This is a genomic window from Allohahella sp. A8 (genome assembly GCF_047946665.1).
Lineage (GTDB): Bacteria > Pseudomonadota > Gammaproteobacteria > Pseudomonadales > Oleiphilaceae > Allohahella.
Genome location: NZ_CP172312.1, coordinates 3,256,570 through 3,268,779, shown reverse-complemented (window position 1 = coordinate 3,268,779; position 12,210 = coordinate 3,256,570). Strand labels below are relative to the sequence as shown.

General features: G+C 50.5%; 20 protein-coding genes. 19 read left to right on the top strand and 1 reads right to left on the bottom strand.

The genetic code is table 11. The features are described from left to right. From rpmC to rplQ, 19 genes are all read left to right on the top strand, one after another. Nucleotides 1–192, top strand: coding sequence for a 50S ribosomal protein L29 (rpmC, locus tag ACH3PB_RS14685; RefSeq protein ID WP_416396066.1), 192 nt, complete (start codon nt 1–3; stop codon nt 190–192). Then, a complete protein-coding gene (rpsQ, locus tag ACH3PB_RS14680; protein WP_344808262.1) occupies nt 192–458 on the top strand; it encodes a 30S ribosomal protein S17 in 267 nt (88 codons plus the stop codon). The genes rpmC and rpsQ overlap by 1 nt, the downstream gene beginning before the upstream one ends. A 30-nt stretch (nt 459–488) precedes the next feature. Further along, the gene (gene rplN / locus ACH3PB_RS14675) at nt 489–857 is read left to right on the top strand and encodes a 50S ribosomal protein L14 (protein ID WP_344808260.1); all 369 of its coding nucleotides are present in this window, start codon (nt 489–491) and stop codon (nt 855–857) included. Between the two features lie 8 nt (nt 858–865). Continuing rightward, complete coding sequence (gene rplX / locus ACH3PB_RS14670) at nt 866–1,183, top strand: 50S ribosomal protein L24 (protein ID WP_344808258.1); 318 nt, start codon at nt 866–868, stop codon at nt 1,181–1,183. An 11-nt stretch (nt 1,184–1,194) separates the two neighbouring features. Beyond that, nucleotides 1,195–1,734, top strand: a complete 540-nt coding sequence (gene rplE / locus ACH3PB_RS14665) for a 50S ribosomal protein L5 (protein ID WP_416396065.1) — start codon at nt 1,195–1,197, stop codon at nt 1,732–1,734. 11 nt (nt 1,735–1,745) lie between these two features. After that, a complete protein-coding gene (gene rpsN, locus ACH3PB_RS14660) occupies nt 1,746–2,051 on the top strand; it encodes a 30S ribosomal protein S14 (RefSeq protein ID WP_416396063.1) in 306 nt (101 codons plus the stop codon). A gap of 52 nt (nt 2,052–2,103) precedes the next feature. Beyond that, entirely contained in the window at nt 2,104–2,496 is a 393-nt protein-coding gene (gene rpsH / locus ACH3PB_RS14655) for a 30S ribosomal protein S8 (RefSeq protein WP_416396061.1), read from the top strand. Between the two features lie 9 nt (nt 2,497–2,505). Further along, complete coding sequence (gene rplF / locus ACH3PB_RS14650; RefSeq protein WP_416396059.1) at nt 2,506–3,039, top strand: 50S ribosomal protein L6; 534 nt, start codon at nt 2,506–2,508, stop codon at nt 3,037–3,039. Between the two features lie 9 nt (nt 3,040–3,048). Further along, nucleotides 3,049–3,399, top strand: a complete 351-nt coding sequence (rplR, locus tag ACH3PB_RS14645; RefSeq protein WP_344808247.1) for a 50S ribosomal protein L18 — start codon at nt 3,049–3,051, stop codon at nt 3,397–3,399. 10 nt (nt 3,400–3,409) lie between these two features. Next, nucleotides 3,410–3,922 (top strand): 30S ribosomal protein S5, encoded by a 513-nt coding sequence (gene rpsE / locus ACH3PB_RS14640; protein WP_344808245.1) that lies wholly within the window; start codon nt 3,410–3,412, stop codon nt 3,920–3,922. Next, nucleotides 3,915–4,094 (top strand): 50S ribosomal protein L30, encoded by a 180-nt coding sequence (gene rpmD / locus ACH3PB_RS14635; protein ID WP_416396057.1) that lies wholly within the window; start codon nt 3,915–3,917, stop codon nt 4,092–4,094. Before rpsE ends, rpmD begins: the two co-directional genes overlap by 8 nt. Before the next feature lies 1 nt (nt 4,095). After that, complete coding sequence (rplO, locus tag ACH3PB_RS14630) at nt 4,096–4,530, top strand: 50S ribosomal protein L15 (RefSeq protein WP_416396055.1); 435 nt, start codon at nt 4,096–4,098, stop codon at nt 4,528–4,530. After that, nucleotides 4,531–5,862, top strand: coding sequence for a preprotein translocase subunit SecY (secY, locus tag ACH3PB_RS14625; RefSeq protein WP_344808239.1), 1,332 nt, complete (start codon nt 4,531–4,533; stop codon nt 5,860–5,862). Nucleotides 5,863–5,923: 61 nt separating this feature from the next. Beyond that, entirely contained in the window at nt 5,924–6,040 is a 117-nt protein-coding gene (gene rpmJ, locus ACH3PB_RS14620; RefSeq protein WP_083921027.1) for a 50S ribosomal protein L36, read from the top strand. Nucleotides 6,041–6,129: 89 nt separating this feature from the next. Then, nucleotides 6,130–6,486, top strand: coding sequence for a 30S ribosomal protein S13 (gene rpsM, locus ACH3PB_RS14615; protein ID WP_416396052.1), 357 nt, complete (start codon nt 6,130–6,132; stop codon nt 6,484–6,486). A gap of 18 nt (nt 6,487–6,504) precedes the next feature. Further along, complete coding sequence (gene rpsK / locus ACH3PB_RS14610) at nt 6,505–6,894, top strand: 30S ribosomal protein S11 (protein WP_344808232.1); 390 nt, start codon at nt 6,505–6,507, stop codon at nt 6,892–6,894. An 18-nt stretch (nt 6,895–6,912) separates the two neighbouring features. After that, nucleotides 6,913–7,533 carry a 30S ribosomal protein S4 gene (gene rpsD, locus ACH3PB_RS14605; RefSeq protein WP_416396050.1) on the top strand — a complete coding sequence of 207 codons (621 nt, stop codon included), beginning with the start codon at nt 6,913–6,915 and terminating at the stop codon, nt 7,531–7,533. A 60-nt stretch (nt 7,534–7,593) separates the two neighbouring features. Beyond that, complete coding sequence (locus ACH3PB_RS14600; protein ID WP_344808228.1) at nt 7,594–8,598, top strand: DNA-directed RNA polymerase subunit alpha; 1,005 nt, start codon at nt 7,594–7,596, stop codon at nt 8,596–8,598. A 41-nt stretch (nt 8,599–8,639) separates the two neighbouring features. Then, nucleotides 8,640–9,050: a 50S ribosomal protein L17 gene (gene rplQ, locus ACH3PB_RS14595; protein ID WP_416396048.1), complete on the top strand. Its 411-nt coding sequence runs from the start codon at nt 8,640–8,642 to the stop codon at nt 9,048–9,050. Between the two features lie 107 nt (nt 9,051–9,157). Here rplQ and uvrA read toward each other — a convergent pair whose 3' ends face one another. Beyond that, the gene (gene uvrA / locus ACH3PB_RS14590; protein WP_416396046.1) at nt 9,158–12,007 is read right to left on the bottom strand and encodes an excinuclease ABC subunit UvrA; all 2,850 of its coding nucleotides are present in this window, start codon (nt 12,005–12,007) and stop codon (nt 9,158–9,160) included. Between the last annotated feature and the right edge of the window lie 203 nt (nt 12,008–12,210).

The window sequence follows — 12,210 nt, the reverse complement described above, 5'->3', positions numbered from 1 at the left end:
ATGAAAATAGCAGAACTGAAAGATTTGTCTCAGGAAGAGTTACAAGGGAAGCTTATGGAGCTCCTTAAAGACCAGTTCAACCTTCGGATGAAGAAGTCAACTGGCCAACTCGCCCAGACACATTTGCTTCGCGAAACTCGTAAGAGCATCGCTCAGGTCAAAACAGTTATACATCAGAAGGCAGGTAAATGATGGCTGCGGCAGAGAAGACAGTTCGTACAGAGACTGGCAGGGTCGTCAGCGACAAGATGGATAAGTCTGTCGTTGTACTTATTGAGCGCAAGGTCAAGCATCCTCTTTACGGCAAGTATGTTAAGCGTTCAACAAAGCTACAGGCACATGATGAGCAGAATGAATGCCACATCGGTGATGTGGTTCAGATTCAAGAGTCCAGGCCAATATCCAAGAATAAATCTTGGCGGCTTGTACAGGTGCTCGAGCGCGCGAAGCGGGTCTAAGCGTCTTAACTAAGGTTTTGGAGTAGTCCAATGATTCAGACAGAAAGTGAGCTGGACGTAGCCGACAACAGCGGTGCCCGTCGAGTCATGTGTATTAAGGTATTAGGCGGCTCGCACCGTCGCTATGCCAGGATTGGCGATGTCATCAAGGTAACCGTCAAAGAGGCGATTCCGCGAGGCAAAGTCAAGAAAGGTCAGGTATTAAAGGCGGTTGTCGTTCGCACACGTAAAGGTGTTCGTCGTCCAGATGGCTCTATTATTCGATTCGACGGCAATGCTGCAGTTCTTCTGAATCAAAAGGAAGAGCCAATCGGTACGCGAATTTTTGGGCCTGTAACACGAGAGCTTAGGGGTGAGAAGTTCATGAAGATCATCTCTCTCGCTCCAGAAGTTTTGTAGGGGTCGCAATGAAAAAGTTAAGAAAAAATGATGAAGTGATTGTTATCGCGGGTAAAGATAAGGGTAAGCGGGGAACTGTCAGAGCTGTCCAAGCTGATGGTCGTGTCGTGGTCTCTGGCGTTAACATGATCAAGAAACACACAAAGCCGAATCCAAACCTCGGCGTTGCGGGTGGCATAGTTGAAAAGGAAGCCCCTATACAGGCTTCGAACGTTGCTGCCTTCAATAGTGCAACAGGAAAAGCGGATCGCGTAGGCTTCAAAATACTCGATGACGGCAAGAAGGTCCGCATCTTCAAATCCGATCAGCAAGAGCTGAAGAGTTAGAGAGCGAACACATGGCTAGGTATCAGGAAGTCTATCGTGACCAGGTTGTACCGGCATTGATGAAAGAAATGTCGTACAAAAATGTCATGGAAGTGCCCCGCGTTAAGAAGATCACACTGAACATGGGTGTCGGCGAAGGCGTTGGTGACAAAAAGCAGGTTGAAATTGCTGCAGCTGAACTTGAGAAGATCGCGGGTCAGAAAGTTGTCATCACAAATGCTCGTAAATCGGTGGCAGGATTCAAAATTCGTCAAGGCATGCCTATCGGCTGCAAAGTGACGCTGAGAAATGACCGTATGTGGGAGTTTCTTGAGCGCTTGGTTGATATTTCAATTCCACGCGTACGCGACTTTCGAGGGTTAAATCCGAAGTCGTTCGACGGTCGGGGCAACTACTCTATGGGTGTAAAAGAGCAGATTATTTTCCCCGAAATCGAGTACGACAAGATCGATAAAGTCCGTGGCCTTGATATCACGATTACTACAACAGCTAAGACGGATGAAGAAGGCAGAGCTTTGCTCAATGCGTTCAGTTTTCCGTTCAGAAAATAGGTAATTTGCTGATGGCTAAGAAAAGTATGATTCAGCGTGAGCTGAAGCGTGAAAAGACCGTTGCAAAGTATGCTGCGAAGCGTGCGGCGCTAAAAGACACTATCAGTAGTCCAGAGTCTTCTGACGATCAGAAGTGGGAAGCCCAAAAGCAGCTTCAGAAGCTACCGAGGGATTCTTCACCTGTTCGGATTCAGCGCCGCTGTCAGATGACTGGTCGTCCTCATGCAGTTTTGAGGAAGTTTAAATTGTCACGCATCAAGCTTCGAGAAGCAGCCATGCGCGGAGATGTGCCCGGTCTGACCAAGGCAAGCTGGTAGTCGGGAAACGTTGGTAAGCTTTTAGCTGCACAACTCAAACGCGGAGTTAGTAATGAGTATTCAAGATCCTATCGCGGATATGTTAACGCGAATTCGTAATGCCCAGATGGCAGAAAAGTCATCGGTTAGCATGCCCTCATCCAAGATGAAGCTTGCTTTGGCAAAGGTGCTCCAGGATGAAGGCTTCGTCGCCGAATTCACTGTAGAAGGCGACATTAAACCAGTGCTTAACATCGAGCTGAAGTACTTCGAAGGCAAGCCGGTTATCGAAACGATCAAGCGCGTTAGTCGCCCTGGTCTCAGACAATATCGAGCAGCCGACGAGTTGCCGAAAGTGAATGCTGGGCTCGGTGTTTCGGTCGTCTCAACTTCGAAAGGTATCATGACGGATAGAGCTGCTCGGGCAGCTGGTATCGGTGGTGAAATAATCTGTACTGTATTCTAGGAGAATAGTATGTCTAGAGTTGCAAACAATCCTGTACAGATTCCTTCCGGTGTTACTGTCACGATTGATAATAGTAATGTTGCCATAAAAGGTAGCAAAGGGCAGCTGGAGCTCACTCTTCATCATATTGTTGATGTAAAGCATGAGGGTGATCAGTTAATTTTTGCTTCTGCGAATTCAGCGAAGCAATCTCGCGCACTCGCCGGTACAATGCGTTCGCTTGTAAATAATATGGTAACAGGCGTGTCACAAGGCTTTGAGCGAAAGCTTGAGCTTGTAGGCGTTGGTTACAAGGCGCAGGCAAAAGGTAACGTGCTTGGACTTTCACTCGGATATAGTCATCCGATCGACTATCAGTTGCCTGACGGCATTTCTGCTGAGACGCCGACGCAGACTGAAATCTTGTTGAAAGGTATAGACAAGCAGAAGATTGGACAGGTTGCAGCTGAGATCAGAGCGCTGCGTGCACCAGAGCCATACAAGGGCAAGGGTGTGCGTTACGCTGGTGAGAGAGTTGCAATTAAGGAAGCTAAGAAGAAGTAGGGCGCAGTCATGATTGATAAAAAAACATCTCGTTTGCGTCGTGCGAAGAAGACGCGTTTCAAAATTAGAGAGCTTAAAGTAGAACGCCTGAGTGTTAATCGGACGCCGCGGCATATCTACGCTCAGGTGTTAACATCTGATGGTAGTCGGGTGCTTGTTTCTGCGTCTACGCTCGATAAGGAGTTACGTTCAGGCAGCACTGGCAACATAGACGCCGCGACTAAAGTTGGGGCATTGATTGCCGAACGTGCTAAGTCTGCCGGCATTACTAAAGTCGCTTTCGACCGATCTGGTTTCAGATATCACGGTCGCGTTAAAGCTCTGGCAGATGCAGCCAGAGAAAACGGCTTGGAATTCTAAGGGGTAAATTATGTCGGCAAATGATCAAAAGTCACCTGAGCTCCAGGAAAAGCTGGTACAAGTTAACCGAGTTGCCAAGGTTGTTAAGGGTGGTCGCATCTTTGGTTTTACAGCATTGACGGTTGTAGGCGATGGTCAAGGCAAGGTTGGATTTGGACGTGGCAAGGCGCGTGAAGTACCTGCTGCGATCCAGAAGGCTATGGATGCGGCTAGAAAGAACATGATCAACGTTTCTCTCGATGGTACAACCATCCAGTATCCTGTGAAAGCGCGTCATGGCGCATCAAAGGTGTACATGCAGCCTGCTTCAGAAGGTACCGGTATTATCGCCGGCGGTGCCATGCGCGCCGTCCTCGAAGTGGCTGGTGTTCAAAACGTTCTGGCGAAGTGCTATGGCTCGACGAATCCGGTAAACGTTATCCGTGCGACTTTCAATGGTCTCAAGACTATGCAGAGCCCAGAGGATATTGCTGCCCGTCGTGGCAAGTCGCTTGAAGAAATTACAGGTGAGCCCAATGAGTAAAGTAAAGGTCACTTTGATAAGAAGTGTGATTGGCACCTTGCCGAATCATAGAGCATGTGTAAAAGGTCTCGGCCTCAGAAAGATCAACCACTCGGTTGAGGTGGAAGATACTCCCGCAGTACGTGGCATGATCAATAAAGTCCAGTATCTGCTGAAAGTTGAAGGTGTGTAGCATGAAGATGAATACTCTTAGTCCAGGTGAGGGTGCACGTGAAGCTCGTAAGCGAGTTGGTCGTGGCATCGGTAGCGGGCTCGGCAAGACATGCGGACGCGGTCATAAAGGTATCAAGGCCCGAAGTGGCGGAGGCGTGAAGCCTGGTTTTGAAGGCGGTCAGCAGCCCCTGCAGCGTCGGCTTCCAAAGTTCGGCTTCTCTTCGCGAATCGGTCGATTTTCTGAGGAAGTGCGTTTGCACGAAATCAACGGCTTGGCTGACGGTACCGTGGATCTTGCCGTGTTGAAGGCGGCTGGCCTGGTTGGCGAGCAAGCGCAGCAGGTTAAGGTGATTCTTTCTGGTGAGATTTCGCGAGCTGTAGTCATTAAGGGTCTTAAAGTGACCAAGGGCGCTGCGGAAGCGATCCGGTCTGCAGGTGGTTCGATCGAGGCGTAAATGGCTAATTTGAACGCGTTACCCGCAGGGGCAAATAAAGGATTTGCAGAGCTTAAATCCCGTCTTTTGTTTGTCTTCCTCGCATTAGTGGTATATCGAATTGGAGCGCACATACCAGTTCCGGGTATAAATCCGGACCGACTTGCTGCGCTGTTCGATCAAAACCAAGGAACCATATTGAGCTTGTTCAATATGTTTTCCGGCGGTGCACTTGAGCGGATGAGTATTTTTGCGCTTGGGATCATGCCGTATATTTCGGCATCGATCATCATGCAGTTGCTCACTGTGGTGACGCCTTCACTTGAAGCGTTGAAGAAAGAGGGTGAGGCAGGTAGACGAAAGATTAGCCAATATACGCGTTATGGTACCGTAGTTCTGGCCACGATCCAGGCTATAGGGATGTCCATAGGCTTGGCGAATCAGGGTGTCACGTTCACTGTGGACATCGGGTTCTACGTTGTAGCTGTCATCACGTTTGTGTCAGGTGCAGTTTTTCTGATGTGGTTAGGAGAGCAGATCACCGAGCGCGGAATAGGCAATGGCATATCGTTGCTGATCTTCGCTGGCATCGTTGCGGGTCTCCCATCAGCTATTGGTCAGACCTTCGAACAGGCCAGGCTGGGTGAGCTAAACGTGCTAACCCTGATCGGTATCGCTGTTTTCGCAATAGCAATTGTCGGATTTATCGTTTTCGTTGAAAGGGGACAGCGTAGAATCACGATAAACTATGCTCGGCGGCAGCAGGGACGGAAAGTTTACGCACAGCAAAGCAGCCATCTGCCTTTGAAAGTAAATATGGCTGGAGTCATCCCACCGATTTTTGCTTCAAGTATCCTGCTGTTTCCAGCTTCTATAGGTCAGTGGTTTGGTCAGAGTGAAGGTATGGAGTGGTTGCAGGTGTTTTCACAGCTGCTCGCGCCTAGCCAACCTTTGTATATTGTGCTGTTCGCGATTGCCGTGATCTTTTTCTGCTTCTTCTATACAGCGCTGATGTATAACCCGAAAGAAGTTGCTGACAATCTGAAGCGCTCTGGAGCTTTCGTTCCTGGGATCAGGCCTGGTGATCAAACCGCTCGATATATAGACGGCGTTCTGACTAGGTTGACAATGTTCGGCGCTCTTTACATAGCGGCTGTGTCGTTGATGCCTCAGTTCTTGATCATCGCGGCTAACGTGCCGTTCTACTTTGGTGGCACCTCACTGCTGATCGTTGTTGTGGTTGTTATGGATTTTATGGCCCAGGTTCAATCTCACTTGATGTCTCATCAATACGAGTCAGTCATGAAGAAGTCGAATCTGAAAAGTTACGGTCGAAGTGGCGCTCCGCGTTAACTCGGTCAGAGATTAGGTTCCCTCTCGGGAACGATGAGTATTGTTCCAGAAGGAGGTTTCAATGAAAGTACGGGCTTCGGTCAAGAAGGTCTGCCGTAACTGTAAGATCATCCGACGCAATGGCGCCGTGATGGTTATCTGTAGCGCTGAACCGCGCCACAAACAGAAACAAGGCTAGGTTTTTCTTGTATTAGGCATCAAGGGGCGCTATGATTTCGCGCCCTGATTTTTAAGCACAGCGCTTCGGCGCGTATGTGGAGTATTGCAATGGCGCGTATTGCAGGTGTGAACATACCGGACAATAAGCATGCTGTTATCTCGCTTACCTATATCTATGGTATCGGTAAGACAACAGCACAGAAACTGTGCGTCAGCACTGGCGTTGGCACGTCTACTAAGATCGGAGACTTGTCTCCGGAGCAGCTAGACAATCTCAGAAATGAGATTGCGAAGTTTGCTGTAGAAGGTGACTTGCGTCGTGAAGTGCAGATGAACATTAAGCGGTTGAAGGATCTTGGTGCATTTCGTGGCATTCGCCATCGTCATGGCCTGCCCGTTCGTGGTCAGCGAACCAAGACCAATGCGCGAACTCGTAAGGGTCCTCGCAAGCCGATTCGCAAGTAAAGCAACTGGAATTTAGAGATGGCAAAACCAGGTACACGTACCCGTAAGAAGGTAAAAAAGACCGTCGTCGATGGTGTGGCGCACATACATGCGTCATTCAACAATACTATTGTTACCATCACAGATCGCCAAGGCAATGCACTTAGTTGGGCAACAGCTGGCGGATCAGGTTTTCGTGGCTCGCGTAAGAGCACGCCTTTTGCTGCGCAGGTAGCAGCTGAAAGAGCCGGTAACGCGGCTTCTGAATACGGCCTGAAGAATCTCGACGTCATGGTGAAAGGACCTGGTCCTGGTCGTGAGTCGGCTATTCGAGCCCTGAATGCAATTGGCTACAAAATTAGTAGCATCGTTGACGTGACACCCATACCGCACAATGGCTGTAGACCGCCTAAGCGTCGTCGAGTCTAAGAGCAAAGGAGATTTCGAATGGCCCGCTATATTGGCCCAAAGTGTAAGCTTTCCCGTCGTGAAGGCACCGACCTTTTTCTGAAGAGTGGCGTTAGAGCTCTCGACAGCAAATGCAATATGGAAACCGCGCCTGGTCAGCACGGTGCTCGTAGAAGCCGTCTTTCAGACTACGGCATTCAGCTGCGTGAAAAGCAAAAGGTTCGTCGTATCTACGGTGTGCTCGAGAAGCAGTTCCGCAACTATTATCATACTGCGGCCCGTCAGAAAGGTGCGACCGGTGAGAATCTGCTTCAGTTGTTGGAGTCTCGTCTGGATAATGTCGTTTACCGTATGGGTTTCGGCTCGACTCGCGCAGAATCGCGTCAGCTTGTATCGCATAAGTCGATTTTGGTTAATGACAAGCAGGTAAATATCCCGTCTTATCAGGTAAAGCCTGGCGACATTATCAGCGTTCGTGAGAAGTCCAGGAACCAGCTGAGAATCAAGGGTGCCATGCAGCTGTCTGGCAACCGTGGAGAAGTAAGTTGGTTGGACGTCGATTCTGGTAAGCTAACCGGTATCTTTAAGTCGACACCGGAACGAACAGACCTTTCAGCCGAGATAAATGAAAATCTTATCGTCGAGCTGTACTCGAAATAGGTCCCGTATTTTGCGGTGGGTAGTTCAGCTGCCCTGGCTATTAACTTACTAGAGGCATACATGCAGAATTCAGTTAATGAATTTTTAACGCCACGTAGCATTGAGGTCAACCAGGTTGCGAGTCGCACTGCGAAGGTTGTGCTGGAGCCACTCGAACGTGGTTTCGGACACACGCTCGGTAGTGCTCTGCGCCGTATCCTGTTGTCCTCAATGCCAGGCGCAGCTGTTGTTGAAGTCGAGATGAGCGGTGTGCTCCATGAGTACAGCTCTATTGAGGGCGTACAGGAAGATGTAATCGAGATCCTGTTGAACCTTAAGAACTTGGCTATCATCATGCACACGCGTGAAGAGGCGACGGTTACTTTGAAGAAATCAGGCGCTGGAGTAGTAACTGCGGCTGACATCAATCTTGATCATGATGTTGAGATTGCTAATCCGGACTTGGTTATTTGTAACCTTAATTCGGGTGGCAGTGTAGATATGAAGCTCAAGATCGCTAAAGGTCGTGGCTATGAGCCATCAGACCAGCGGCGCTCTGGTGATGATGAGACGCGAGCAATAGGTAAGCTGCAGTTGGATGCTTCATTCAGTCCGATTCGCCGTGTGAGCTACACAGTAGAGCGGGCACGGGTTGAACAGCGTACTGACTTAGACAAGCTCGTTATCGATTTGGAGACCAATGGCACTATTGAGCCTGAGGAAGCCATTCGTAGGGCAGCAACGATCCTGCAGCAACAGTTGGCAGTATTTGTTGATTTCGACCAGCAGTCTGAGCCGCAGAAGGTTGAAGAGCAGGAAGAAATTGATCCAATTCTGCTTCGTCCTGTTGATGACCTTGAATTAACGGTTCGTTCAGCAAACTGTCTCAAAGCTGAAAATATTTACTACATTGGCGACCTGATTCAGCGTACTGAAGTCGAGTTGTTGAAGACACCTAATCTTGGTAAGAAGTCGCTCACCGAGATCAAGGATGTCCTTGCGTCACGCGGTCTTTCGCTCGGCATGAGATTAGACAACTGGCCACCCGCAAGTTTGCGTGGTGACGATCGGGTTCTTGGAGCTTAATGAGCGGTTACTCCGCTCTGTGTAATTAAAGGTTATTTACCATGCGTCATCGTAACAGCGGCCGTAAATTCAGTCGCACTAGTGCTCATCAGAAGAGCATGTTCAAGAATATGACAGTGTCCCTCCTTGAGCACGAGCTCATCAGGACTACATTGCCAAAGGCTAAAGAGCTCAGAAGCTTTGCGGAGCCTTTCATAACGCTTGCCAAGAAGGATAGCGTTGCAAACCGGCGTCTGGCGTTTAATCGCCTGAGAAGCCGAGATGCCGTAACCAAGCTCTTCAATGAGATTGGACCGCGGTATCAGGCCCGTCCTGGTGGCTATACTAGAATTCTGAAGTGTGGCTTCCGTCCAGGCGACTCCGCTCCCATGGCATATATCGAGTTGGTCGACAGGCCGGCTAAAGAAAAGCCAGCAAGTGCTGAGAAGCCAGAACAGGCTGATGCTGAATAGCTTGTTCATATGTTTAACCGCTGTTTTAAGCGGTCGTTAAATAAAAAGCCTCGATATTCGAGGCTTTTTTATGTCCTGGTTCTTGGCTTCCAGCCCCAGCTCCTAGCCTAGCGTTCCAGTAAAGGCGCTAGGAAAGTGCCGGTGAAGCTGTTGGGGTTGGCTGCCACATCCTCTGGCGTGCCTTCGGCGATAATGTTGCCGCCTCTAATCCCTCCTTCGGGGCCCAGGTCAACAATCCAGTCTGCCGTCTTTATGACGTCGAGGTTATGTTCGATTACAACGATGCTGTTGCCGTGATCGCGTAGTCGGTGCAGTACTCCTAACAGCTGTTCAATATCGTGAAAGTGAAGGCCTGTGGTGGGCTCATCAAGAATATAAAGTGTTTTGCCAGTATCGCGTTTGCTGAGCTCCCGGGAGAGCTTCACCCGTTGCGCTTCGCCGCCGGACAGGGTGACTGCGCTTTGGCCGAGGCGAATGTAGGACAGACCAACATCTATCAGCGTCTGAAGGCGCTTGGCAACGGCTGGAATAGCGTCGAAAAACGGCAGCGCTTCTTCGATCGTCAGTTCGAGAACCCCGTGAATCGATAAGCCCTTGTATTTGATCTCAAGGGTCTCGCGGTTGTATCGCTTGCCTTTGCAAACATCGCACGGCACGTGGATGTCCGGCAGGAAGTGCATTTCAACCTTGATCAGACCATCGCCTTGGCAGGTTTCGCAGCGGCCGCCCTTGACGTTAAAGCTGAAACGGCCGGGTTTATAGCCTCTGGATCGAGCTTCTGGTGTGTTGGAAAAGAGCTCCCGAATGGGTGTAAAAATCCCGGTGTAGGTCGCTGGATTTGAGCGTGGTGTTCGTCCAATTGGGCTTTGATCGATATCGATTACCTTATCGAAGTGGTCCAGGCCTTCGATCTGGTCATGTGCAGCGGCGACCAAGGTGGTTGCGTTATTGAGGGCAGTAGCGGCCAGTGGGTAGAGCGTTCCATTTATTAGCGTAGATTTGCCTGATCCTGAGACACCCGTTATGCACGTAAAAAGTCCAACGGGTATTTCAAGGGTGACGTCGTTGAGGTTATTGCCTGAAGCTTTCGTAACTCGAAGAATTTTCTCCTCATCTTTTCTTACGCGCTGCTCTGGAATATGAATTTTTCGAGTGCCGGTCAGGAACTGGCCGGTGACCGACTCCTTGACTGCCATGATTTCCTCGACAGTGCCTTGAGCAACAACTTCGCCACCGTGGACTCCGGCCCCTGGGCCGATATCTAATACGTGATCGGCGAGCCGAATGGCATCCTCATCATGTTCGACCACGATAACAGTGTTACCAAGATCTCTCAGATGGGTCAGCGTCTCTAACAGGCGGGCATTATCGCGCTGGTGCAGGCCGATAGAAGGCTCGTCCAGAACGTACATGACGCCGACGAGTCCTGCGCCAATCTGGCTGGCCAGGCGAATGCGTTGAGCTTCGCCGCCAGACAGCGTTTCTGCGCTTCGATTGAGGGTCAGATAATCGAGCCCCACGTTCACGAGAAATCGAAGGCGCAGCTGAATCTCCTTGCTGATCTTTTCGGCTATTTCGCCTTTTCGACCCGGTAACTTGAGGCCAGCAAAGAAGGTGTCAGCCTCGCCGATTGCCATTCGACTGATATCAGGTAAGGTTAACTCCTCGATGAAAACGTTGCGCGATGCTTCCTTGAGCCGGCTGCCGCCGCACTCCGGGCACTTGGTCTGGGTTAGGAGTTTCGCTAAGTCGTCCCTCACCATTTGGGAGTCAGTTTCCCGGTATCGGCGCTCGATGTTGGGAATGACGCCCTCGAATGGATGCTGTCTGAGCACCGCATCGCCACGGCTGTTGATATACTTGAAGCCGATGACCTCTTTGCCAGATCCTTTGAGTACGACATTGCGGAAGTCTTCCGGCAGGTCTTCGAAGGCGACCTCGATCGATACGCCGTAATGATCGGCCAGCCCCTGCAGCATCTGGTAATAGAAAACGCTTCGTCTGTCCCAGCCGCGAATCGCGCCCTCAGGTAGTGAGACACCCGCTCTCTCAACAACCTTGTCGGGATCGAAGAACTGGCGCACGCCCAGGCCGTCACATGACGGGCAGGCGCCGGCAGGATTGTTAAAAGAGAAAATGCGAGGCTCAAGCTCGCTCATACTATAGCCGCAGACTGGGCAGGCGAAGAGCGAAGAAAATATCAGCTCCTCTGGTAGATCGCTCGTGTCCCGAGAACCGCTTTCAGCCATGGGTGCCGCAAGCGCTATGCCTTCAGACAATTGAAGACAGGTTTCTAAAGACTCGGCAAGTCGCGTGCCGATATCCTCTTTGATCTTGAATCGGTCGATCACAACTTCGATTGTGTGCTTTTTCTTCTTATCCAGATCAGGGAGGTCGTCGAGCTCGTAGACTCGACCATCGACGCGGGCCCGGATGAAGCCCTGAGCTCGCAGGTTATCGAAGATATTGGCGTGCTCTCCCTTTCGGTTTCTCACGATCGGCGCGAGGATCATCCAGCGGCTGTCTTGTGGGAGCGCAAGGAGCTGATCGACCATCTGACTTATCGACTGAGCTTCGAGCTTCTCGCCGTGTTGTGGACAACGCGGTTCACCTACCCGGGCGAAGAGGAGTCTCAGGTAATCGTAGATTTCCGTAATGGTACCGACGGTCGAACGTGGATTGTGTGATGTCGATTTCTGCTCTATGGAAATGGCAGGAGAGAGGCCCTCGATATGGTCGACATCGGGTTTTTCCATCATCGAAAGGAACTGTCTCGCATAGGTCGACAGCGACTCAACATATCGTCGTTGCCCTTCTGCGTACAGCGTGTCGAACGCGAGCGAGCTCTTGCCTGAGCCGGAGAGCCCTGTGATAACGATCAACTTGTCTCGTGGCAGTGTGAGATCGATATTCTTGAGATTGTGGGTGCGTGCGCCACGGATGACGATCTTATCCATAATTACCATTATCAGCAGAAAATTTGAGAGCCGGACAGTATACAGTCTTCAAGCGAGCTGACCTAATGTGCTCGGGGGCTTGATGCTGGGCCTGGCTGTGTGGACAGCTGCAACCTGGCTGACACTGATGTTAGACTACGCGGCTTTCCGTAGTCGGGTTTACTTGGGTCGCCACGTCCCGACGCTCGCTATAGAGTCATCTT

Coding starts and splice junctions, on each gene's coding strand:
- rpmC (WP_416396066.1), top strand. CDS start 1: ATGAAAATAGCAGAACTGAAAGATTTGTCTCAGGAAGAGTTACAAGGG.
- rpsQ (WP_344808262.1), top strand. CDS start 192: ATGGCTGCGGCAGAGAAGACAGTTCGTACAGAGACTGGCAGGGTCGTC.
- rplN (WP_344808260.1), top strand. CDS start 489: ATGATTCAGACAGAAAGTGAGCTGGACGTAGCCGACAACAGCGGTGCC.
- rplX (WP_344808258.1), top strand. CDS start 866: ATGAAAAAGTTAAGAAAAAATGATGAAGTGATTGTTATCGCGGGTAAA.
- rplE (WP_416396065.1), top strand. CDS start 1,195: ATGGCTAGGTATCAGGAAGTCTATCGTGACCAGGTTGTACCGGCATTG.
- rpsN (WP_416396063.1), top strand. CDS start 1,746: ATGGCTAAGAAAAGTATGATTCAGCGTGAGCTGAAGCGTGAAAAGACC.
- rpsH (WP_416396061.1), top strand. CDS start 2,104: ATGAGTATTCAAGATCCTATCGCGGATATGTTAACGCGAATTCGTAAT.
- rplF (WP_416396059.1), top strand. CDS start 2,506: ATGTCTAGAGTTGCAAACAATCCTGTACAGATTCCTTCCGGTGTTACT.
- rplR (WP_344808247.1), top strand. CDS start 3,049: ATGATTGATAAAAAAACATCTCGTTTGCGTCGTGCGAAGAAGACGCGT.
- rpsE (WP_344808245.1), top strand. CDS start 3,410: ATGTCGGCAAATGATCAAAAGTCACCTGAGCTCCAGGAAAAGCTGGTA.
- rpmD (WP_416396057.1), top strand. CDS start 3,915: ATGAGTAAAGTAAAGGTCACTTTGATAAGAAGTGTGATTGGCACCTTG.
- rplO (WP_416396055.1), top strand. CDS start 4,096: ATGAAGATGAATACTCTTAGTCCAGGTGAGGGTGCACGTGAAGCTCGT.
- secY (WP_344808239.1), top strand. CDS start 4,531: ATGGCTAATTTGAACGCGTTACCCGCAGGGGCAAATAAAGGATTTGCA.
- rpmJ (WP_083921027.1), top strand. CDS start 5,924: ATGAAAGTACGGGCTTCGGTCAAGAAGGTCTGCCGTAACTGTAAGATC.
- rpsM (WP_416396052.1), top strand. CDS start 6,130: ATGGCGCGTATTGCAGGTGTGAACATACCGGACAATAAGCATGCTGTT.
- rpsK (WP_344808232.1), top strand. CDS start 6,505: ATGGCAAAACCAGGTACACGTACCCGTAAGAAGGTAAAAAAGACCGTC.
- rpsD (WP_416396050.1), top strand. CDS start 6,913: ATGGCCCGCTATATTGGCCCAAAGTGTAAGCTTTCCCGTCGTGAAGGC.
- ACH3PB_RS14600 (WP_344808228.1), top strand. CDS start 7,594: ATGCAGAATTCAGTTAATGAATTTTTAACGCCACGTAGCATTGAGGTC.
- rplQ (WP_416396048.1), top strand. CDS start 8,640: ATGCGTCATCGTAACAGCGGCCGTAAATTCAGTCGCACTAGTGCTCAT.
- uvrA (WP_416396046.1), bottom strand. CDS start 12,007: ATGGATAAGATCGTCATCCGTGGCGCACGCACCCACAATCTCAAGAAT.